This is a genomic window from Kitasatospora sp. NPDC053057 (assembly GCF_044546945.1).
GTDB lineage: Bacteria > Actinomycetota > Actinomycetes > Streptomycetales > Streptomycetaceae > Kitasatospora.
Genome location: NZ_JBITZP010000042.1, coordinates 47,315 through 67,957, shown reverse-complemented (window position 1 = coordinate 67,957; position 20,643 = coordinate 47,315). Strand labels below are relative to the sequence as shown.

Genomic DNA, 20,643 nt, shown 5'->3' with positions numbered 1-20,643 from the left:
TGGCGCGGTCCCGGACGTCCTTCGGGTATGGCTTTCGCATAACGGGTTCAAATCTTCCAAATATGGAAGTCTCGGTCAAACCCGGAGCGGTTCACCGTCTTGACCGGGATCGGTGTCTGCTCGGTCAGCTCATCGACGATTGTGTTGATGACGCAGTCGGCCGGGGCGACCACAACGCTGTCGTCGCCCACACCGCCAATCGGCCGTCTGTCCTTCTTGACCTTCCGGATGAAGAACTCGTTGAAGTTCGGCCAGTCCTCGATCTCGTAGTCGGCCATGCGCTTCGGCCCCAGCTCCCCGACCCACCTCTTGACGAGGTCCTTCGAGTCCGCCGCGTCCATCTGCATGCCTTGCAGGTGCGTGAAGTCGGCCAGCATCTTGCGTCCCGGCGCGCACGTCACGAAGACCAAGCCGTACTCGTACTCGTAGTTGATCCAGCTGAACTTCTCGATGTAGTCCAGGCCGCTGGTGACTCCCGGTCGGCCCAGGCCGCCGCGCTGCTCCGTTGACGCCTGACTGCCGGTCATGCGGTCAGGAGGTCAGGCGCTCCAGGAGTGCGGGATAGTTGGCGAGGGCCTGCTGAAGACTCTCCCGGCGACGGGAGGTGTACTGGCCGGGGTCGGCGGCCTCCCAGTCGATCGGGCCGAACGGGGGCTTGGGGTCGTACTCGATGAACAGCTGGACCTTGCGCGCGATGTCCTGGCCGGCGAGCTCGCCGACCAGGTGGAGTGCCATGTCGATGCCGGCCGACACCCCGGCGGCGGTGATGACGTTCCCGTCCTGGACCCAGCGCTCGGCCACCGGGATCGCCCCGAACCTGGCCAGCAGGCTGCGGTACATCCAGTGCGAGTTGGCCCGGCGTCCCTCCAGGAGACCGGCGGCGGCGAGCAGCAGCGAACCGGTGCACACGGAACCGACGATCTCGGACCGTACGGCCGCGGTACGCAGCCTGTCCAGAAGCTTCTCGTCGGCCATTGCGGCGAGGGTGGGAACCGCGCCACCGGGCACGATGAGCGCGTACGGATCGGGCATGGTCTCGAAAGTGTGGCTGGGAACCAGGGACAGCGGGGTGTCGGTTGCCATAGGTTCGATCCGCTCGCCGACCACGACCGTGTCGTAACCGGGGACGAGATGGGACAGCATGCTGAAGACCTGCAGTGGGCCGACGATGTCGAGCGGGGTGAGGCCCGGGTACTGGACGAAGGCGATGGTCCTCACCGTGGCTTCGTGCCGGAGGGCCGAGGAATCGGTCATGGGGATGCGCTCCTGACGCTGCGCTATGGCTGGGTGGGTCCGCTGCTGGAGACGGTGGTCGGCGGCAGTGACCTAAACGGGAGAGACGTTCGCGCGGCCAAGGGGGACCGCCTGCCGTCACCGGTGGCGGTGTCGAGGTGGGAGGAGTGTGCGGGTGCCCGCCGGGGCGTGGCGTCGGTGGGCACGGGGTGGACGTCGGTCCGGGCCGCGACGTACCGGGTCTGCCGGAGCGGTTGCGGCAGCGCCGCGCGGTCGTGAAGCGGGGGAGGGGCGAGGTCGGCGGCGGTGAATACGCACCAGGCGCCGTCCGGTCGGCAGGAGCGCGGTGTACCACCAGTCGTCCGGGGTGGTCCAGCTGGCCCTTGACATCGCGGACGCCGCGCTCGCCAAGCCGTCCGAGCTTCGCAACAAGGAGATCACCGGGGGACGTCCGGGATTCGCCCTGGTTGGCGCAGGTGTTGCCGAACGCGCCGTCGCCGACGCCTTCCCGCGCCCCGGCAGGGGCCTGTCCGTGCAGGCCGCACCCGGAATCCCTGTGCTACAGCGTCCACGAAGCGAAAGGACGCTCAGCTGCCGGACACGCACGAAGGCAATGGCCCGGCCGCCGGGTCACGACCGGATCCGATGGCGCCCGGTCGGAACGAGCCGGCTCGTCGCGGTGGACCGGGCTCTGCGGGGAGTGTCAGCCGCCGAGGCTGGTGTTGTTCTCGCCGTCGGTGCACACGATGCGGATGGTGAGGTTCGCGGGCCTGGGATCGCCCTTCATTCCCTCCGGCGGGCAGTCGTCCTTGCGGACGGCGACGATCCAGCCGGTGGCGTCGTCGTTGGGGCGGCTCTCCAGCACATCGGTCGGATGCCGGTCAAGTCTCCGGTTCTCTCCGGGGGTTACGGTGAATCCGCCGCCGTAGACGCTCTCGTCGGGCGGGCAGAGCAGCTCGTGCGGCTTGCCGTCGGCGCCGCCCTGGATGGTGGGACCGGCCACCGATTGCGGCGCGAGGGGGCTCGGGGTCGCCGCCGCGCTGCCGCTCGTGGTGGCGAGAGCGATGACTCCCGCGGCGACAGCCATGGCGATCCTGGTCTTGCTGGGCACGTGGCGCTCCTGGGGGCCGGGGACGGGGTTCGTGCACATTCCAGCACGGTGGCGATGACCCGTCGGGGCGACACGCATGGTGACGGCGTGTCGACGCTCGATCGCGAGATTGCCTGGGTGTCTGCGCACGAACAACTACTGAGCGTGCTCTACTGGCCGCGCATCGCTGTCGCCCGTGGGGCTGCCCGCAGCTCTGATCGACATATCGTGAGGAATTCCATGCCACGCAGAACGTCACGCAGAAGACTGAGGGCGGTGCTGGCGATCAGTGCCGTCACCGTCGCCCTGTCGACCACCACGGTCCTGACCTCCCCCGCTCCGGCCGCCTCCGCAGCGTCCGGCCTCTTCGCCGGGAACCGCGGGCTGCGTATCACCGACGAGCAGGTGCGGGCCGAGGTCCGGGCCGCAGAAGTGGCCGCGTTCGGGCGTCCGGCCGCCGAGGCGATGGCCCGGGACCGGATCGGTCTTCGGGCCGTCCAGACCGGCTATCCGCAGACCACCCGCACCAACCGGTTCAACATGCTGACCAGGACGCAGGCGGAGTTCAACAGCAGCTTCGACCCCGCGCAGTTCGGGCAGTTCAAGCAGTACATTCCCTCTCCCGAGTTCGCGGACCACATCGCGCTGCTGCCCACCGGCAAGGTGCTGATGTTCTCCTTCGAGTCCGTCGAGGACAACCCGCAGAAGGAGACCGCGCCCACCGACGTCATCGGCAAGCAGAACGCCGGCCGCGCCTACCTCTGGACGCCGCCCGCGAACGATACGGACCCGGGCGATTTCAAGGCCGTCCCGCCGCCGGTCGTCAACATGCCGGACGGCCTGGACGAGCCGCGACCCGCGCCGTTCTTCTGCGCCGGCCACTCCTACCTGCCCAACGGCATGGTCGGCGTCTTCGGCGGCAACCTCGGCGGCAACGGCGGCACCGGCGCCAAGCTCGCCCTGGTCTTCGACCCGTGGACCGAGACCTGGCACCAGCAGCAGGACATGTCGGTCGGCCGCTGGTACCCGAGCGTGGTCACGGGGGCCGACGGCCGGCAGACCATCATGTCCGGCCAGTCCGAACTCGGCTTCGGCACCCCGACCCCGGTCATCGAACGCTTCCCGGCCAAGGGCACCGACGTCTCCTTGGACAAGTCGAAGGCGCCCGACAACGTCGCGCTGGACCAGTGGAAGGCGGACGCCCCGTACCGGATGGACTACCCGCACCTGTTCTCGCTCAGGGACGGCAAGATCTACGGGTTCGGCCGCAGTTCCGACCAGCAGTTCGTCTTCGACCCGGCGAACGAGACCCGCGACTCACTGCCCAACCGCCCCGACGGCTTCCCCCGCCTGTACGGCTCGGCCGTCGCCCTGCCCAACGGCACCGACGGCCCGGACTCGGTGCTCGTCCTCGGCGGCAACCACAAGGACCCCAACACCTTCAAGTTCTCGGGCGGCCAGTGGACCAAGGAGAAGCCGAGGAACCTCGGCCGGGCCCAGGACGACACGCTCATCTTTCCCAACGGAAACCTGTTCACCGTCAACGGGGCCGTCGGCATCCGCGACTACGGCCTCGGCGACTACAACCCGAACGTTCCCGACGACAGGTTCCGCCAGGTCGAACTGCGGGACGCCGACGGCAACTGGACCCTCGGCCCGAAGCAGAGGCTGCCGCGCGGCTACCACTCCAACGCGGTGATCCTGCCGGACGGCCGGATCATGGTCACCGGTGACGAGCTCCAGCAGATCGCCAACAACCCGGACATCAAGGCCGGCAACAACGGCACCATCGAGATCTACGAGCCGCCGTACCTGCACCAGCCCGGCGGCCGCCCGGACATCCGGACCGCGCCGACCGACCCGGTGGGCTACAACACCACGTTCCGGATCAACACCAGCACGCCGACCCAGGCCGCCCGCGCCGTCCTGCTCGCACCCATCACCTCCACGCACTCGGTGGACACCAGCCAGCGCCGCCTGGACCTCAAGCTCGTCAGCCGCGCGGGCAGCCAGCTCGTGTTCCAGACCCCGGCTTCCGCCCAGGACGCCCCTCCCGGCTGGTACATGCTCTTCCTGCTCAACGACGCCGGTGTGCCCAGCGTCGCCAAGTGGATCCAGCTGAGCCCGAACTCCTGAGCCCACCCCTCGCCGCCCGGGTGGCCGGACCCGCGGCCGACGGCCGTGCGATTGCCACCCGGGTCCGCCCCGCGCAGCCGAGACGACGAACGGACCACCCGATGGCAGCTGACCTGATCCTGCGTCAAGACACCGATATCCAGGGCGACATCATCGCCGGCTTCAAAAAAGACCACATGACCCTGCTGCTCCTCCAGTTCAGTGACGCCCTGGCGGCCAGGAGCTGGCTGGAGAAGATCGCCCCGAAGATCGCCACCACCCAGCAGGTGGCCGACTTCAACGCGGACTTCAGCCAAGCCCGCAAGACCTCCGGCGGCGACGATCCGGCGGCGCTGAAGGCCACCTGGCTGGGCCTGAGCTTCACCTACCAGGGCCTGCAGTTCCTCACCGGGCAGCCGGACCTGCTGAAGGCCGAGGCCAAGACCGGTGACACGCTCGAGGCGTTCATCCAGGGCCCGGGCGACCCCGGGCGCGCGATCGCCCTCGGCGACACCGATGACAACGACCCGAAGCACTGGGTCTTTGGCTGCGCCAGCAAGCCCACCGTCCACGCGGTGCTCACCATCGCCTCCGACACCGAGAGCGGTCTCGACGGGGCCGTGGAGGAGCAGAAGCAGGCCGCCACCCAGGCAGGTGCGACGCTCGTCTCCGAAGAGAAGGGCGCGGCCCTGCCAGGCAGCAAGAAGGGCAAGGAGCACTTCGGCTTCAAGGACGGGGTCAGCGAACCGGGCGTCGAGGGCTTCGACGAGCCGGACCCCGACAGAACCGAGACCGACGGCGCCGACCAGAACAAGCCCCCGCGCACGGTCCACTTCTCCAAGGAACACCCCGGCACCCGCCTCATCCCAGCGGGCGAGTTCGTCATCGGCAAACCGCTCACCCCGGGGCACGCCCCGGACACCGCCGCCGTCAAGACCATCCCCGCCTGGATGCACAACGGCTCCTTCCAGGTCGTGCGCCGCCTGGAGCAGGACGTCCCGGGCTGGTGGGCGCAGGTCGATGTCCAGCTGCGGCGGCTGAAGGACCTCAAGGCCGTACCGCAGGACACCGAACGGGACTGGTTCGCCGCCCGCCTGGTAGGCCGCTGGCGCGACGGCTCCCCGGTGTGCAAGCACCCCGACCAGCCCGCAGGCGCCGCCGCCGGATCGGACAACGACTTCAAGTACCTGGGCGACCCGGATGATCCGGACGGCCTGATCACCCCGCTCTTCTCCCACCTGCGCAAGACCAATCCCCGCGCCGGTCTCGACGCCGAAGGGCCGGTCGCTGAAGGATTCATCGACGCCCGCCGGATCATCCGCCGCGGCGCCCCCTACGGACAGCCCTTCGACCCCACGAGCGAAGACAAGCTGAACGGGCCCGACGCATGCCGCGGCCTGCTCTTCGTCTGTTACCAGGCCGACCTGGTGGGCCAGTTCGAGTTCATCCAGGCCAACTGGATCAACGACCCCGACTTCCCGCCCGGCCGCAAGGACAAGCCCGGTCCCGACCCGCTGGTCAGCGGCCAGCTCGCCACCGTGAACGACGGCCGGGTCAGCTGGGAGGGCAAGTCCCCCGCAGGTGAGCGGCAGACCACCACCTTGGACTTCAAACCGTTCGTCCAGACCCGTGGCGCGCTGTACTGCTTCACCCCCTCCATCACCACCCTGCGCAGGCTCGCCCAGAACCGCCTCACCGGTGAGCTCGTGGAGGAGACCAAGAAGCCGGTCGTGGCGCAGAACCTGGCGGTGGACGCCGTCCTGCCGCTGCCCGACGTGGAGGGCCGCTACTGGACGTTCCAGCAGGGCACGATCCGCCTGATCGGCACCGGCGGCACCGGCGGCACCGAGATCCGCCAGCTCACCACCGGAACGGTCGACGACCGCACCGGCGTCGTCGTCAAGAACGTGGGGCCGTACTCAAGCTGGCCCGCCCTGAAGGGTGTCACCCAGATCGACACCATCCTGCCCGTCTTCGACGAGCAGCGGGTCAACGGCAAGAGCGCGTACTGGGTCTTCCACACCGTGGGCGGCAAGCAGGTCTACCGCTACATCACGATCGGGGCCTCCGAGCCGTACACCAGCCAGCTGGTGGCCGACGACCAGCCGGTGAGCAGGTGGAGGTCGTTCGGCGGGACCACTCCCGTCACCCACGTGGACGCCTTCCTGCCTGTCCCCGACATGCGGCCCGCCGGCGACGGCTCGTTCTGGTACTGGATGTTCCACAACACCCCGGTGGGCCAGCGCTACCGGCTGATCTCCATTGGCCGCTCCGGCAACGCGCACCCTGACCAGCTTCAGCGGGACGACCGCCAGCTCAGCCAGTGGCGCTCGCTCGAAGGCGTCACCAGGGTCGACGCCTTCCTCCCCGTCCTCGGCAAGGACGACCAAAGCGGCGGCCAGCACTGGTACTGGGTGTTCCACCAGGACAAGTACCGGGTCATCATGGTCAGCCACGGCGGCAACCACCAGGACGACCTGCTGCGCGAGGACCGCCCGACCGCGGTCTGGTGCCGCCAGCCGTAACCGTCCACTCCGCTCACACGCCCGGCCCCCGCCCCTACGCGGGGGCCGACACGCATCCCCAAGTACGTTCCGACAGCAATCAGCGACCAGAGCAAGATCAAAAAGGCGTGTTGATTATCTGCACGCCCTTAGGCTGCCCTCCACGGACGCCTACGCGACGCATCGCCCCAGCTCAGAAGCAATACGGGCATCCGCACGGTCGGTAAACCGGACCAGCTGGGCATTGTAGCCCTCCAGGTGCTCCATGATGCTCGTGCCGAAGAAGCCGATGGTCAGGGCGCACCGGTCCTTGCCGATTGTCAGGGCGCGGCCGTGCTGGGCGCGCAGCCGGGTGGCGGTGACGGTGGAGACGCCGTCCAGGACGATCACGGCGTCGCTGCTGGTGACTGCCCGGTCCTCGCTTGGGCGGCCAGGCCCGGCGAGTTCGCCGATACGGACGGTGAAGCCGCCCACCAGAGCTGTACGAGGAGCGGTGCCGGCGTTGGTCTGCATGAGGAACTCCAGTCTGATCTGAACAGATTCGGGCAAATGTCAGTGCTGCGGCACGGTTGGGCTAGCGGGCGGGAGGCAGGCAAGGCATCACCAGCCGCGCAGAGCCTCGATGACCAGGAGGCGGGCCTCCTGCCCGTAGACGGCGGACTCCTGAAGCAGCCTGAACGCCCGGTGGAAGAGGCCGACGCGCTTGGGGTCGGTGATGGTCTCGCATCCGCGGTAGCCCTCCACCTCCACCCGGGTGCCATCGTGGATGCCGAAGCCATCGCCGGGGTATACGTGCAGGCGGGCTCGGGCCGGGATGATCCCCAGTTGCAGGCCCGGGGTGTCGAGGGCAGTCAGCAGGTGTTCCAGCTGGGCGCGCATCACCTCGGGGCTGCCGACGCCGGTCAACAGGGCTTGCTCCCCGAGCAGTACGTGGTAGGTCCGGCCGTCCTGCCCGAGGTAGCGGGCGCGGGCGGTGCGTTCGGCCGCGCCGGCGTGCGAGTCGTCAGGGAGCTGGTGTAGGCGGGCGACCATGCGCAGGACCTCCTGTGCGTACGCAGGAGTCTGCAGGTTGCCCCAGATCAGGTCGGGGCTGTGCCCGGCGTAGTCGCGGGTGGCGGCGGTGAGTTCGTGGAAGGCGCGCTGGGTGTGCTCGGTGCCGCGAGCCAACAGGTCGTCCCACGAGGCGGCGGGGGCTGACGGCTGCGGCTTGGGCGGGGCTGGTGTATTCACTGGCTTCTCCCTGCTGGTCGGATCAACTCGGATCGGGGGCTGCGGAACGAGCGGGTCAGGCGTTGGTGGTCGAGGGGGCGGTCTGATGGGGGAGGCGGTCGCCGAGGTCGTACTGGGCGGCTTGTAGGAGGTAGGACTCGCGGTAGCGGGTGGCCGGTTTCTGGGTCATCAGCTCGGTGTGGGTGCCCTGTTCGATGAGGTGGCCGTGGTCGAGGACGAAGATGTGGTCGGCCTTGGCGGTGGCGCCGAGGCGGTGGGTGATGAGGATGACGGTGACGCCGAGTGCGGTGAGTTGGCGGATCTGTTCGAACGCCTCGACTTCGGTTTCCGGGTCCATCGCGGAGGTCGGTTCGTCGACCACCACGAGGGCGGGAAGGCGGCCGTGGGCGTCGGGCGTGGTGAGGCGCAGGTGGGTGCGGGCGAGGGCGACTTTCTGCCACTGGCCGCCGGACAGGCCGACGCCGCCTTCGAAGCCCTTGGCGATGAGGGTGTCCCAGCTGCGGGGTAGCTCTTCGATCACGGGGTGGAGGTCGGCGTAGTCGGCGGCGGTCTCCAGCTGCCGCTGGTCGCAGGTGACTTCGGGGCGGCCGAGGAGCAGGTTGGCGCGCAGGGTGAAGGACCAGCGCTGGAAGTTCTGTGCGAGCAGGGCGACGCTGCTGAAGAGCTGATCCCGGTCGGCGGTCGCGGTGTCGATGCCGTCCCACCGGACACGCCCTTGGTGTGGCTGGTAGACCCCGCACAGGATGTTGGCCAGGGTGGACTTGCCCGAACCGTTGGCTCCCACCAGGGCGATGACCTTGCCGCGGGGGATCGTGAGGGTGACCTTGTCCAGGGCGGGGGTGTCGCGGCCGTCGTAGGTGAAGGAGACGTCCTCGACGGTGATCGTCTCGGGGCGTTCGGGCAGCGGTGTACCGCCGCTCGGGATGGCCCGGCGGTGGCCCTCGCGGCGTAGCTGGTCGAGGTCGCGGACGAACAGTGACTCCTCGTAGAGCCGGTTGATTTGGGAGACGAGGCCGCCGATGCTCGCCGAGCCGGTGCGGATGGCCACCACGGCGGTGCCGGCGGCGGCGAGCGGGATCGCACCGCTCATGACGAGCGAACCCAGGAGGGCGAAGGCACCGACGGTGGCGGCGCCGGCCAGCGCTGCGGAGAGCAGGTCGGTGCGGGCCCGGGCCCCGGCGAGCCGGGCCTGCTCCTGCTCGGCGGCACGGGCCATCTGTTCGTAGTGGTGGAGGATGAACGGCCCGCAGGCGTGCACCCGCAGCTCGGCCGCGGAGTACGGGCGGATCAGCATGTCCGCCAGCGCGGTGCTGGCCCGGGAGTGCTGGAGCCAGGCCCGCGTCGAGGCGTAGTGGCGGCGGGCGGTACGGACGGCGCCCCAGCCGCGCGGGGCGGTGATCAGCAGCAGCATGGGCAGCAGGGCGGGGTGGAGGACGGACAGGACGCCGGCGGCGGAGACGAGGCCGAAGGTGGCGGTGAGGACGGAGGTGGCCTGGCCGATGATGCTCTGCAGGGACATCGCGCCCCAGCGGGCGCTGTCCACCTCGGCGAGGAAGGCCGGGTCCTCGATCGCCTCCAGCTCGGAGCGGCTGACGATGCCCAGGAACTCGATGGTGGCCCTGCGGAACACCGCCGGTTCCAGCCGCCCGCCGGCCCAGCCCGAGGCTGCGGACAGCACCGAGGACAGGCCCGCGATCACCCCGACCGCCACGATCGCCGGGAGAGCGGCCCGCAGCACGTCGGCGACACGGCCGGGGGCGAGCAGCGCGGCCAGCGCGTGGTTGGTGGCGATCAGCGCGAAGGCAGAGGCCAGGCCACGTAGGACCTCGGCGCCGACCAGGGTCAGCAGAGCCGCGCGGTCGGCCTGCCACGCCATCCGTCCGGCCAGGCGCAGGAAGTGCGGCATCTGCCGCGCGACCGCCCAGAACGTCACCTTGCCGCTGGCCATCTCGTGCTTGGCCCAGCCGTAGTCGTAGCGCATCGGCCCGCCGAACAGGAGCTGCTCGCTGTCCGGCACCGGGTCCGTTGAGGTCTTCACATACTCCCTTTCGTAGAGGGGGAACGCGATGGTCGGGTGCCAGTGCCGTCAGGGTTCGGCGTGACCGTGGGGCGACCGGTGCGGACCGGGCGGGGACGAGCCGGCCGGCACCATGCCGGGCGCACTCACCCGGCATGGTGCAGACGGGCGCCGGTCACGTCTCGACGAGCTGCCGTTGTCCGGAGGCGGGGTCGAATCCGTGGGTGGAGAATGCGGGTCCGTCGGCGAGGTACGCCTCCACCGCGGCCTTGGAGGTCGGGAACATCGGGCTGGGCAGGATGTCGGCGGCGGGGTGCCAGCGCACCTCCAGGTGCTTGTCCGGCTCGACGTTGACCAGATCGCCCGTGAACTCGGTGGTGGAGAAGACGAAGAGCATGAAACCGCCGCGCCCGTCCCAGCCCTCCTTGGCCTGGATGGTGTGCACCAGGCGCAGGTCGGACGGCCGGGCGATGAGCCCGGCTTCCTCACGCAGTTCCCGGGCGGCAGCGTCGGGGATCTCCTCCCCGGGGTCGACCTTCCCGCCGGGGATCGTCCACGCGGGCCCCGGGGTCCAACTGCGCTGGGCGTAGTGGACGGTGGCGATCTGGTCGGTGCCCAGGTCGTGGGCGATGACGCAGACCGACAGCCTGCTCGTCTCGTGCATCGGGGTCTCCTTGTTGAAGCGGGAGGGCGTGAGGGCGGAGTCGCGGAGGTTAGCCGGTCCGTCCCGGTGATGTGGAGTGCAGCGCCATGAAGCCGTCAACGGGCTCGAAGCCGAGGCTGCGGTAGAGCGGGGCGCCGGCGTCGGTGGCGCGCAGTTCGATGGAACAGCCGCGTTTCTTGATCGCGGCGACCAGGGCGCTGGTGACCGCGCGGGCGAGCCCCTGGCGACGGTGGCCGGGGTCCGTGACGACCGTGTGGATCCTGGCCCACTGCCCGGTCGGGTACGTGGGGCCGCAGTAGCCGCGGTAGACGATGCCGACCGCACAGGCGGCGAGGCTGCCGCCGGGGCCGTCGGCGACGTAGGCGAGCAGGTTGGGATCGTTGCCCAGGCGCTCGAGCATGTCGTCGCGGAAGGTCGTTCGCCACTGGTCGGTGACCGGTTCGCCGGTCAGCACGGCAACGCGCAGCCGAAGCAACTCGTCGGCGTCCTGCGGCGTGGCAGGGCGAACACGCGGATCGGGTACGGACACTCCGGTTCTCCTTTCAACACGTCGAGCGGGCAAGACGGTTGAGCAGCTGCTTCTAGTTGTCGCGCGCGGGCAACTCCGAGAGCGCGGTGTCGCGCATGATGCGGTCGACCGTGTCGCGGAGGGTGCTGTCGCTGCCGATGACGGTCTCGATTCCGCTGGGAAGAACGTCGTGCTCGTGGTACCAGTCGCGCAGTTCCCGTTCGGTGACGGCCGCCGCCAGGTACTCGGGATCGGTTTTCGAGGCGTGGCGGACCAGCGTCTCGTCGATCGGGATGTCGAGGTAGTAGCAGTGGGTGACGCCGCGGTGGTCGTCCACCAGGCGTTGGAGCATCTCGCCGTAGTGATCGGTGTACAGGATGCCCTCGATGACGACGTGGTAGCCGGCGCCCAATGCGTACCGGGCCACCGTGTCGATCAGGCCGATGTTCGCGCCGCCCGGCCGGTCCCGCTCGCGCAGCACGATCTGGCGGAGATTGTCCTGGGCGACCACGGCCAGGCCCCGGCCGAACCGGTCCCGGACGCCCGCCGCCACCGACGACTTGCCCGACGCCGAGTTTCCCCGGACGACCACGAGCCGGGTCTCCGCGCTCCCCACGGGCGCCCCGGCGGCCGGGAGCCTCGGGTGGCTCGTGGTGCTCATGCCGGCCATCCGACGACGGACAGCGGGCGGCCGGCGGTGATCTGCGCGAGCGCGTCGGCGGTGTAGCCGACGATCGGCTCCGGAAGCCCGTCCAGCGGCCAGAAGCGGAGGGCGGCGCATTTGTCCGGTTCACGGTTGGTGATCTTGCCGGTGTACGCGCGCGGGGTGAAGAACAGCTGGAGGCGTCCGGCACCGTCGTCGGCGTCGAGGTGGTGCAAGGTGTGCACCAGGTCGAGGTCCTCCTCCTGGATGGTGATGCCGAGTTCCTCGTCGGCCTCGCGAGCCATGCCGGCCAGGACGGACTCTCCCGCTTCGAGGTGGCCGGCCGGAGCGTGCCAGTGGTGGGAGGCGAACGTGGTGTTGGCGCGCTGTCCGAGTAGCACCCGGCCGTTCTCGATCAGGATCAGGTGGACTCCGACAACCAGTGTGTGCGGCACGGGGCGTCTCCTTCTCGGGCGGGAAGGAACCGGCGCGGGGCGTGCGGCCGGTTCAGGGCATGGCGAAGCTGCGATCAAACTGGTGATCGTTCGTCGTACGTGAGTGCATGGGCGGGTGTCCCACCGTAGGCGGCCCGACGCGGCCGCGTCGGCGTGTTGCAACAGATGCCACACGATCCGGTGAACGGCTCCAACTCGTCATATTGGTAGAGCGGTTGCGGGCCGAACAGGGCAGTGTGCCACGGGGCGCTGACAATCGGGCCGTGCTCTGCGGGAGGCGGGCGGTCACGCCTCCGGCAGGGCGGTGATCCGGTTCTGGAGGCGCTCGGTGTTGCAGGTGCTTCCGAGGAGCGGCGCCCGTCAGCTGCCAGGGGAACCCGTCGGCGGCGGGGCCGATGCGCCAGAAGCCGTGTTCCACGGTGCCGAGCAGGGCGGCGAAGACGGCCGGGGAGTCGAACCGGGGCAGGCACAGCCAGCTGACGGTGCCGTCGACGCGGGACGAGGGCTCCGGCGGCAGTGTTGCCGATGAGGCCGTTGGCCCCTCGACGAGAGCCGGTAGCGGTGTGGGGCAGAGAGCGTGGGCATGGTGTTCCTGACAGCGGTGGCGGCGTTCAGCGCCGGGCGTTGGCCGGGGAACTGAGGTGGTCGAGAGAAGCGCGCACGGCGGCGGCGAGATCGGTGGCGACGGCCAACCGGGGCATGGTGCCGAGCGCTTCGGCGCGGACGAAGCGCTGGACGCGATCCTCCCCGTCGCAGCCGACGACCAGTCCGGTGCGCGAGCGGTGGAGGAGCCGCTGCCGGACATCGAGCACCTGCTGCGCGCCGTGTGGGCACCACAGGAGGACGACGCCGATGCGCCGCAGGTTGTGCTCCTGCCAGCTGGCCGGTGTTCCCGTTCCGGAGCCGGGGTGGGTGAGGGGCTGGGGGTTGAGGACGGTTCCGGTGAAGCCGGCCGCGGCCAGGAGGGCGACGGCGTGGGTCTGCCAGCCGGGACGGCCCGCGCCCGAACCGGCCAGGTAGAGCGACGGGGCGCCGTCGGGGGTGTAGTGCTCCGGGTACTCGACCAGCCTCACCGCGCACCGCCGGAGACGGTGGCCGGGCCGGGCTGGCCGAGCAGCAGGGTCATGGCGACGGCGTGGGTGCGGTTGCGGGCCCCGATGGCGGTGGTGGCTCGGGTGATGACCCTGCCGATGGTGTCCTGGTTGATGCGGGTCATCCGCGCGACGGCGCGCACTTCGTGGGTGGCGAGCAGGGAAAGCACCTGGTGGTCGCACGGGGCGAGTTCTGGGAGTCTGTCGGGCAGGGCCGCGCGCAGCTCGATGGTGTCGAGCACCTGGGAGTTAATGAGGTCGGCGATGGCGCGGGTGCGGTCGCTGAGGCCTCGGCGGTGCATCAGCCTCGACATCACGTTGGCGGCGGAGCTGGAGGAGCAGCCAAGCCGCTCGGCGACCAGGGCGCAGGGCACAGCCGTGGAGCCAGCGCGCATCAGCAGCCGCAGCAGCGGTGCGGGGACGGCGGCTGGCACGGGGGCGCCCGCAGCCAGAAGCATCGGCGCGGCCCCCGACAGGCGGGTGATGGGCAGCTCGGCGAGCGCGTTGGCGTCGACGAGGACGCCCGCGCGGTTGATCAGGTGGCGGTCCAGGTCGTGGGCCGCCAGTCCGTCGGCGGGTGGTCGTAAGGTGATCATCTGTTCTCTGGGGTCGAAGGGGTGCGGCCCGGGCCCGAACGGCCGCCATGGGTGGTGCGATGCTCAGCTGGCCGGCGGGTACGGCTTCTGAGGGGAGGAGCCGGACCGGCGCTTGGGCGCAGAGCGTGAGGCGATGAAGCGGTCGGCGACGGCCAGGGTGCCGAAGGCGACGAGGACGAAGATGGCCAGATAGAGCGGCTGCGCGAGCTTGGTGCGGTGCTGGAGGAGGTAGACGCTGGCGGCCCCGACCTGGACTCCCGGCAGGAAGCAGACCAGCCCGACGGCGGCCCGGCCGCTGGTGCGATGGGTGTTCACGCCGCTCGGCCGCAGGGTGTGGTGGCACGGTCGAGTGGCTCGGCGGGCCATGTGGGGTCGATGTCGCTGAGCAGGACCAGGCCGGCCAGGACGCCGGCGATGCTCGCCTGCACCTGGTTGCGGACCCCAAGCCAGGCGCGCAGGTCCCGGCCGTACCCGCGCATCGTGCCGGTCGAGACGCCGAAGTCGACCGCCAGCTCTGGGGTGGTGCGCCCGCCGACCCAGCCCGCGAGGACCCGCTGGAGGCGCCGAGGGAGCTGAAGTGCGGTGGTGAGCGCGGTGCAGGGCTCGGTGGTGCCGGTGACGATGCCGTGTGCGGCGCCCCAGGCGACGAGTTGCAGCACGGTGCGCGTGCTGGTGGCCGTGAACAGCGCGCGGACGGCGGCGTCGACCTCGGAAGGGGCCAGGGTGAGTGCGGGGTCGGCGGCGATCGTACGGGTCTGGGACTCGGCGGCGATGTGGACGAGGAGCCGGGTGTCGCGCTCGGGCAGGTTGTGGGCGAGCAGGGTGGTGGCCATGGCAGCAGCAACTCCGATGGTCGGCGGGCGGTTTACGGTCGGTCAGTGGTGGGGGAACCGGTTCGTGCGAGGCGCTTTAGCAGCCGGGGGCCGAAGCGGGTGGCTTCGCCGGTGCCGATGACGAGCACCAGGTCGCCGGGCTCGGCGAGCTGGGTGATGAGCTGCTCGACGCCGGGCTCGCACGGGCCCGACCGGGCCCGGTGGACTCGGTCGGCGCTCAGGGCCGTGGTGGCGGCGGTCGCGACGGCGTCGAGCGGGTCGGGGACGTTCAGCGTGGTCAGCGGGGTGGCGGCCGGCAGCAGTACGGCGTGGTCGGCCTTGGCGAGCGCGGCGCCGAGCTCGGCGGCGTGGGCGCTGGTGCGGGCGATGCCGTCCGGCTCCAGCACCGCGATGACCGAGCCTTCGGTCAGGAGCCGGGCGGCCTCGACGTCCGCCCTGACCTCTTGGGGATGCCGGGCGCGGGAGTCGCGGACGGTGATCTGCGCCCGAGTGGACCCGAGGTCGGTCAGGGAGCGCTCCACCCCTTCGAAACGGGCGAGGCGTTCGGCGATGGCCTTCGCGTTCTCGCCCGCGACGAGGGCGGTGGCGATGGCGGCGCAGGCCGCCAGGGCGTGGTGGTCGCCGGTGATCGGTACGACGAGCTGGTGCTGCTCGCCCTGATGGCGCAGGGTGAGGAGGTAACCGGTGCCGAGCCAGCGGGGCTTGAGAACCCAGACGTCGGCGCTCTCGTCGAGGCCGACGGTGACCACGGTGGGGCCGGGGCGGTCGGTGAGCCTCTCGTGCACGATCCTGGCGCCGGTTTCCCAGGTCGGCAGGACCACTGTGCCAGCCGAGCGGGCGAGGCTGGTGGCGGCGTCCAGGGCTTCGATGTTGTCCGCGAAGTGCGGGGCGTTCGCTGCGACGGCGGTGATCAACGCCACCGACGGAGACGGCCGCCGGTAGAGGTTCGGGCCGTGCGGGCGGTAGTTCCAGGAGCCGGGGGGTGCGGCCTCGTGCGTGCCGGCGTCCGGGCACAGGTCCACGACGAGTCGTCGGCCGCCGCCCTGACCGGGCGCGCCGCCGATGCCGGGGGCGTTGAGGATCCAGCCGGTTCGGCCGTCGGCCAGGGCCGCGGCCAGAACGGCTGCCGCGGTCGTGGTGCCGTGGCTGCCGCCGACGGCGACCAGCGGATGGCCGAAGCCCTCGCAGAGCACGGCGAGCGCGTGCGCGCGGGCGAGTACCGGCAGTCCCATGGCCTGGGCTCGGTCGAGTTCGGGGAGCGGGGCGACGACCACCCCGGACCACACCACAGCCGTTCGGTCGTTGCGGACGTGCCCGGCGTCGGAGCCGACCGTGAGCTCCACGCCGGCCGCACGCAGCCGGGCGGCGGCGGGGCTGTCCTGGTGCGCGGGGTCGATGCTGCCGGTGACGTCCAGGCCGCGGGAGGCCAGCCACAGGGCCAGGCCCTCCATGCCGGACTCGGTGGCGCCGACCAGGTGGGTCTTGGCCAGCAGGCTGGGCCCGGTGGGGGTGGGCTTCGCGCTCTTCTTCGGGGGGTGGACGGTGGTGTCCATGAGGGGTCTCCGGCATGGTCAGAAGCGGGGGGTGGGGTGGAACCGGGACGGCCGCGGGCTCGGGGGTATGGCTCCGCGGCCGTCCCGGGGCTCAGGCCTGGGCGAAGCCGCGCGCGAGCTCCACGTCGGTGACGCGGGCAGCGTGGTGGTCGACGTCCAGGCGGGCGAGGGAGACGAGGTGGGCGACGATGTGCTCGCCCAGCAGCGCGCAGGCGAGGGGGCTGGTCTCGAACGCCTCGATGGCGTCCCAGGCGTGGCGAGGTACCTCGGGCAGGTCGTCGTCCCAGCAGGCGTCGCCGGTGACGGGCTCGCCGGGCTTGAGGTCCGCGGTGACGCCGTGGCGGACGGCGGCGACGGCGGCGGCGAGTGCGAGGTACGGGTTGGCGTCCGCGCCGGGCAGGCGCACCTCCAGGTGCAGGCCCCGGCCGTGGCCGACCACCCGCACCGCACAGGAGCGGTTGTCCCGCCCCCACGCCATCCTGGACGGTGCGAACGCGCCCCCGAGGCGCTTGTAGCTGTTCACGTACGGCGCCCACATCGGAGCGGTGGCGGGCAACACCTCCAACAGCCCGGCGACGGCCCGCTCACCCAGCTCCGACAGCGCGTGCGGGTCCTCCGCGCGGGCGAGGATCGGCTCGCCGCCCGCCCACAGGGACAGGTGCAGGTGCATCCCGGAGCCCACCCCGTCCGCCGGGGCCGCCATGAACGTCGCCGCCATGCCGTGGCGGTCCGCCAGCGCCCGCGCGGCGTGCTTGAACAACACGTGCTGCTCGCAGGCCTCCCGAGCCGGGCCGTAGGGGAACGTGACCTCGATCTGGCCCGGGGCGCTCTCCAGCTTGACCGCCTCGACGGGAAGCCCCGCCCCTGCCAGGGCCTGCCGCAGCGACCGCGAGAACCCGGCCACCGAGGTGGTCCGGTCGAGGGCGTAGTCGCGGTTGTCCCACGTCACCGGACGCGGTTTCCGCCAGCCGGCCGCCGCCGCGTCGGCGCCCGTGCCTTGGTAGACGATGAACTCGGTCTCGATCCCGACCCGCACCTCGTAGCCCAGGCCTTGGAGTTGATCGAGCTGCTCGTCCAGGACGGTGGCCGGGGCCAGCGGATGCGGCCGGTCACCGTCGACTGGGTGGGCGAAGACTATGGCGGTACCCGGCTCCCACGGGAGTATGCGGGCACGGTCGAGATCGGGCACCAGGGTAATGTCGCCGAAGCCGGACTCCCAGGAGAACGTGCCGCTGTCCTGAGGCGTCATGCCCAGGTCCGTGCCGATCACGTACTCGCACATCTCCGGGCGGACCTGCCCCGCCGCCAGCCGCGCCAGCAGTACCTCGGCGTCGAACTCCTTGCCCTTGAGCCGTCCCTGCGGATCGACGGTGGCCAGCATCACAGTGTCCAGGCCGGAGACCTCCACCAGCTCGGGCAGCCAGCCGACCGGCGTGGTGGTGTCGGTGGACGCGGTCGCGAGGGGGCGGGCGGTGCGCATCGCGGGCCTCATACGATCTGCTCCTCGACCGCGGCCAGCTGCGGGTCCCCGACGACCGGCACGGAGAACCGCTTGCCGGCCAGCCGCCACCACAGCGCCGCCAGCGCCAGGACCACCAGCAGTGTGGCGGGGGCGTAGTTGAACGTCTCCACGTTCACCGGGTAGCGCTGGGGCAGGCACACCAGCACCGTCAGCACGACCACCCAGGCCACGGCGGCGATCCCGACCGGCCGGCTCCATCGGCCCAGGTTCCACGGCCCCGGGACGAAACGGTCCCGCTGCCGCAGCCGCAGGTAGACGGGCACGATGTATGACGGTGTCATGCCGATGACGTTGACGGCGGTGACCGCACCGTAGGCGGCCGCGTTCCACATCGACGGCACCGCCAGGACGAACGCCACCGCCACCGACAGCCACACCGCCGGCACCGGAACCCTGCGCGGCGACACCCTGCGCCAAGTCGCCGAGCCGGGCAGTGCGTTGTCCCGGGAGAAGGCGTAGACCATCCGTGAGCACGCGGTGACCTCGGCGGATCCGCAGAACAGCTGGGCGCCGATCACGATCAGCAGCAGGGCCTTCGCCCCGGTGGTCCCGAGCGCGTCGAGGAAGACCTGCGCGGGCGGCACGTCCGCGGCGGCGGTGCCCGTGTAGTCCTGCACTGCGAACAGCAGGCCGGCCAGCAGCACGAACCCGGCGATCAGGGAGACCCAGATCGAGCGGACGATGCCCTGCGGTGCGGCGACCCGCGCGTTCGTCGTCTCCTCGCTCAAGTGGGCGCTCGCGTCGTAGCCGCAGAAGGTATAGCCCGCCAGCAACAGGCCGACCGCCGACACGTAGATCGGGTTCGACCAGCCGGTGCCGTTGGCGAAGTGCCCGAACACCCAGGAGGGGGACTGGTGGTGGGAGGGGACGACCGCGAGCACGCCGACGATCACCAGCACGCCGCCGATGTGCCACCAGACCGAGATGCTGTTGAAAAGGCTGACCGCCCGAACGGCGAAGACGTTCAGCAGGGCGTGCAGCACCAGGACACCGGCGAAGATCGTGAGGATCAGGCCGGGGGTTGCCTCCACTCCCCACTGCAGGTCGGCGAACGCCGCGATGAACGAGGCGGCGCCGTAGTCGATCCCGGCGATCCCGCCCAGCAGGCCGAGAAGGTTCAGCCAGCCCGTCGTCCACCCCCAGCGCGGGCCGCCCAGCTGCCGGGCCATGTAGTAGAGGCCGCCGCTGGTCGGGTAAGCGGAGGTGACCTCGGCCAGTGCCATGCCGACCAGCAGCACGGCCAGGCCCACACCCAGCCAGCCCCACATCATCACGACGGGGCCGCCACTGAGCAGGCCGAATCCGAACAACGTCATGCAGCCGCTAAGGACCGAGATGACCGAGAAGCTGACGGCGAAGTTGCCGAACAGGCTCATCCTGCGCACCAGTTCGGGCTTGATCCCGAGTAGCTGCAGATGGTCGTCATCCTCGTGGGGAAGGGGAATGGGCTCAGAACGCGGCATGAGGAAGCCTCCGAGGAAGGTCGGTGGTGTCGGGTCCCGGTTCGCTCACCGGGGCGGGAGAAGAGGTCAGCGGCCGGCGGCGCACGACTGGGCGAGGGCCTGCCGGAAGAGGTCGTCCGGCCGATCGCCGACGCTCACCCACGGCTGGGACGACACGAACGGCGACATCACCGCGAACACCTCGGCAGCATCGACGGGACGACGGGCCGCCCAGAGCGCGTGCGCCAGATGGCTCTCATCCACCACCGGCCACCGACCCTGCTCGCCCGGCGCCGCCCGCCAGTTCTCGTACGCCCGAAGCACCGCGGCGCGGACCCGCTCGTCGCTCGTCCACTGCAACTGGGCCGCGTCCGTACGCGCCGCCCGGCGATACCGATCGACGAACACGTACAGCGGAAGGGCGTGCACGGGCGAACCCGCTGGCGCGCCGGGCAGGAACGCCGCCAGGAACTCGGTCGCCGTGCCGGTGCTACCGCGGGCGAGCCAGACGCGGAGCATCCGGTGGAACGCCTCCCGGTTCCAGGGGTCCGCCCGTCGGGCCTGGGCGAGAAGCCCCCACGGCCCGGGCGGAAGCATAAGGTCGGGCGCCGGAACCCGGTGCTCGGGACGGGACTGGCCGAGATCCAACTGCGCCAGCGCGAGCAGGCAGATCCACGGCACCGGGTCCTCGGCGAGCGTGGCCGCAGCGTCCCAGCACAGCTCCCGGGCGGAGTGCTCCAGCTGGGCAACCGTCCGGGGATCCGTCGGCCGGGCACTCGCCATGAGAGCCCGCTCCACGGCCGCCCGCGCCAGGAGACTCACCAGCCCGACGCTGCCCGCGGCCTCGGCGCGCCAGTGGTCGAGGACATCCGTACGCGACGCGACAGCGGCAAGAACCTGCGTGCGAGTCGTCCACACCGGCCAGTTGCCCCACGAACTCGCCAGCACCGCGCGGGCAGCCATCCAGCGCCCCTGCTGCAACTCCTCCACAGCCCCACGAAGTTCACCGTCGTGGCCAGCAGGGTGCTGGACGAACCGACCTGGATCAAGGGCGAAGGCTGTGTCCACGGCCGGTGTCCTTTCTGGAGGCGATGCCGATTGCGCCCGAAACACGGGCGGGAGGGTTGGGCAACCGTCGAGTCGCCGG

General features: G+C 70.8%; 20 protein-coding genes and 1 pseudogene. 2 read left to right on the top strand and 19 right to left on the bottom strand.

Going from position 1 to position 20,643, the window contains the following annotated elements; all coding sequences use genetic code 11:
* Window positions 1-47: 47 nt before the first annotated feature.
* The 3 genes from ACIG5E_RS31955 to ACIG5E_RS31945 all read right to left on the bottom strand — a co-directional run bounded on the left by ACIG5E_RS31955 (window position 48) and on the right by ACIG5E_RS31945 (window position 2,383).
* Window positions 48-527 carry a phosphatidylserine decarboxylase gene (locus ACIG5E_RS31955; protein ID WP_396539365.1) on the bottom strand — a complete coding sequence of 160 codons (480 nt, stop codon included), beginning with the start codon at window positions 525-527 and terminating at the stop codon, window positions 48-50.
* A 4-nt stretch (window positions 528-531) separates the two neighbouring features.
* A complete protein-coding gene (locus tag ACIG5E_RS31950; RefSeq protein WP_396539363.1) occupies window positions 532-1,254 on the bottom strand; it encodes a DJ-1/PfpI family protein in 723 nt (240 codons plus the stop codon).
* A 682-nt stretch (window positions 1,255-1,936) separates the two neighbouring features.
* Window positions 1,937-2,383, bottom strand: coding sequence for a hypothetical protein (locus ACIG5E_RS31945; RefSeq protein ID WP_396539361.1), 447 nt, complete (start codon window positions 2,381-2,383; stop codon window positions 1,937-1,939).
* A 216-nt stretch (window positions 2,384-2,599) separates the two neighbouring features.
* Between ACIG5E_RS31945 and ACIG5E_RS31940 the strand changes: the two genes are divergently transcribed.
* Window positions 2,600-4,459 (top strand): galactose oxidase-like domain-containing protein, encoded by a 1,860-nt coding sequence (locus tag ACIG5E_RS31940; protein WP_396539359.1) that lies wholly within the window; start codon window positions 2,600-2,602, stop codon window positions 4,457-4,459.
* A gap of 101 nt (window positions 4,460-4,560) precedes the next feature.
* Window positions 4,561-6,963: a Dyp-type peroxidase gene (locus ACIG5E_RS31935; RefSeq protein ID WP_396539357.1), complete on the top strand. Its 2,403-nt coding sequence runs from the start codon at window positions 4,561-4,563 to the stop codon at window positions 6,961-6,963.
* Between the two features lie 150 nt (window positions 6,964-7,113).
* Here the strand turns inward: ACIG5E_RS31935 and ACIG5E_RS31930 are convergent, their stop codons facing one another.
* From ACIG5E_RS31930 to ACIG5E_RS31855, 16 genes and pseudogenes are all read right to left on the bottom strand, one after another.
* Window positions 7,114-7,455 (bottom strand): hypothetical protein, encoded by a 342-nt coding sequence (locus tag ACIG5E_RS31930; protein WP_396539355.1) that lies wholly within the window; start codon window positions 7,453-7,455, stop codon window positions 7,114-7,116.
* A gap of 87 nt (window positions 7,456-7,542) precedes the next feature.
* Complete coding sequence (locus ACIG5E_RS31925) at window positions 7,543-8,172, bottom strand: DUF5753 domain-containing protein (RefSeq protein WP_396539353.1); 630 nt, start codon at window positions 8,170-8,172, stop codon at window positions 7,543-7,545.
* Window positions 8,173-8,227: 55 nt separating this feature from the next.
* On the bottom strand, window positions 8,228-10,210 hold the full coding sequence (locus ACIG5E_RS31920; protein ID WP_396539351.1) for an ABC transporter ATP-binding protein: 1,983 nt from the start codon (window positions 10,208-10,210) through the stop codon (window positions 8,228-8,230).
* A gap of 154 nt (window positions 10,211-10,364) precedes the next feature.
* Window positions 10,365-10,853 carry an NUDIX domain-containing protein gene (locus ACIG5E_RS31915; RefSeq protein ID WP_396539348.1) on the bottom strand — a complete coding sequence of 163 codons (489 nt, stop codon included), beginning with the start codon at window positions 10,851-10,853 and terminating at the stop codon, window positions 10,365-10,367.
* A gap of 49 nt (window positions 10,854-10,902) precedes the next feature.
* Window positions 10,903-11,382 (bottom strand): GNAT family N-acetyltransferase, encoded by a 480-nt coding sequence (locus tag ACIG5E_RS31910; RefSeq protein WP_387624052.1) that lies wholly within the window; start codon window positions 11,380-11,382, stop codon window positions 10,903-10,905.
* 52 nt (window positions 11,383-11,434) lie between these two features.
* Window positions 11,435-12,022: a kinase gene (locus ACIG5E_RS31905; protein ID WP_396539344.1), complete on the bottom strand. Its 588-nt coding sequence runs from the start codon at window positions 12,020-12,022 to the stop codon at window positions 11,435-11,437.
* On the bottom strand, window positions 12,019-12,459 hold the full coding sequence (locus ACIG5E_RS31900) for an NUDIX domain-containing protein (RefSeq protein WP_396539342.1): 441 nt from the start codon (window positions 12,457-12,459) through the stop codon (window positions 12,019-12,021). Before ACIG5E_RS31900 ends, ACIG5E_RS31905 begins: the two co-directional genes overlap by 4 nt.
* 385 nt (window positions 12,460-12,844) lie before the next feature.
* Window positions 12,845-12,986: pseudogene (locus ACIG5E_RS31895) on the bottom strand (trehalase-like domain-containing protein); the annotation flags it as partial.
* An 84-nt stretch (window positions 12,987-13,070) separates the two neighbouring features.
* Complete coding sequence (locus ACIG5E_RS31890) at window positions 13,071-13,532, bottom strand: hypothetical protein (RefSeq protein WP_396539340.1); 462 nt, start codon at window positions 13,530-13,532, stop codon at window positions 13,071-13,073.
* Window positions 13,529-14,146 (bottom strand): hypothetical protein, encoded by a 618-nt coding sequence (locus tag ACIG5E_RS31885; RefSeq protein WP_396539338.1) that lies wholly within the window; start codon window positions 14,144-14,146, stop codon window positions 13,529-13,531. The genes ACIG5E_RS31890 and ACIG5E_RS31885 overlap by 4 nt, the downstream gene beginning before the upstream one ends.
* A 63-nt stretch (window positions 14,147-14,209) precedes the next feature.
* The gene (locus ACIG5E_RS31880) at window positions 14,210-14,461 is read right to left on the bottom strand and encodes a hypothetical protein (RefSeq protein ID WP_396539336.1); all 252 of its coding nucleotides are present in this window, start codon (window positions 14,459-14,461) and stop codon (window positions 14,210-14,212) included.
* Window positions 14,458-14,979 carry a hypothetical protein gene (locus ACIG5E_RS31875; RefSeq protein WP_396539334.1) on the bottom strand — a complete coding sequence of 174 codons (522 nt, stop codon included), beginning with the start codon at window positions 14,977-14,979 and terminating at the stop codon, window positions 14,458-14,460. The genes ACIG5E_RS31880 and ACIG5E_RS31875 overlap by 4 nt, the downstream gene beginning before the upstream one ends.
* A 32-nt stretch (window positions 14,980-15,011) precedes the next feature.
* A complete protein-coding gene (locus ACIG5E_RS31870; RefSeq protein ID WP_396539332.1) occupies window positions 15,012-16,532 on the bottom strand; it encodes a Mur ligase domain-containing protein in 1,521 nt (506 codons plus the stop codon).
* 91 nt (window positions 16,533-16,623) lie between these two features.
* A complete protein-coding gene (locus ACIG5E_RS31865; RefSeq protein WP_396539330.1) occupies window positions 16,624-18,024 on the bottom strand; it encodes a glutamine synthetase family protein in 1,401 nt (466 codons plus the stop codon).
* The gene (locus ACIG5E_RS31860) at window positions 18,021-19,517 is read right to left on the bottom strand and encodes an amino acid permease (RefSeq protein ID WP_396539328.1); all 1,497 of its coding nucleotides are present in this window, start codon (window positions 19,515-19,517) and stop codon (window positions 18,021-18,023) included. The genes ACIG5E_RS31865 and ACIG5E_RS31860 overlap by 4 nt, the downstream gene beginning before the upstream one ends.
* Before the next feature lie 66 nt (window positions 19,518-19,583).
* A complete protein-coding gene (locus tag ACIG5E_RS31855; protein WP_396539326.1) occupies window positions 19,584-20,564 on the bottom strand; it encodes a hypothetical protein in 981 nt (326 codons plus the stop codon).
* Between the last annotated feature and the right edge of the window lie 79 nt (window positions 20,565-20,643).

Coding starts and splice junctions, on each gene's coding strand:
- ACIG5E_RS31955 (WP_396539365.1), bottom strand. CDS start 527: ATGACCGGCAGTCAGGCGTCAACGGAGCAGCGCGGCGGCCTGGGCCGA.
- ACIG5E_RS31950 (WP_396539363.1), bottom strand. CDS start 1,254: ATGACCGATTCCTCGGCCCTCCGGCACGAAGCCACGGTGAGGACCATC.
- ACIG5E_RS31945 (WP_396539361.1), bottom strand. CDS start 2,383: ATGTGCACGAACCCCGTCCCCGGCCCCCAGGAGCGCCACGTGCCCAGC.
- ACIG5E_RS31935 (WP_396539357.1), top strand. CDS start 4,561: ATGGCAGCTGACCTGATCCTGCGTCAAGACACCGATATCCAGGGCGAC.
- ACIG5E_RS31930 (WP_396539355.1), bottom strand. CDS start 7,455: ATGCAGACCAACGCCGGCACCGCTCCTCGTACAGCTCTGGTGGGCGGC.
- ACIG5E_RS31915 (WP_396539348.1), bottom strand. CDS start 10,853: ATGCACGAGACGAGCAGGCTGTCGGTCTGCGTCATCGCCCACGACCTG.
- ACIG5E_RS31905 (WP_396539344.1), bottom strand. CDS start 12,022: ATGAGCACCACGAGCCACCCGAGGCTCCCGGCCGCCGGGGCGCCCGTG.
- ACIG5E_RS31885 (WP_396539338.1), bottom strand. CDS start 14,146: ATGATCACCTTACGACCACCCGCCGACGGACTGGCGGCCCACGACCTG.
- ACIG5E_RS31875 (WP_396539334.1), bottom strand. CDS start 14,979: ATGGCCACCACCCTGCTCGCCCACAACCTGCCCGAGCGCGACACCCGG.
- ACIG5E_RS31870 (WP_396539332.1), bottom strand. CDS start 16,532: ATGGACACCACCGTCCACCCCCCGAAGAAGAGCGCGAAGCCCACCCCC.
- ACIG5E_RS31865 (WP_396539330.1), bottom strand. CDS start 18,024: ATGAGGCCCGCGATGCGCACCGCCCGCCCCCTCGCGACCGCGTCCACC.
- ACIG5E_RS31860 (WP_396539328.1), bottom strand. CDS start 19,517: ATGCCGCGTTCTGAGCCCATTCCCCTTCCCCACGAGGATGACGACCAT.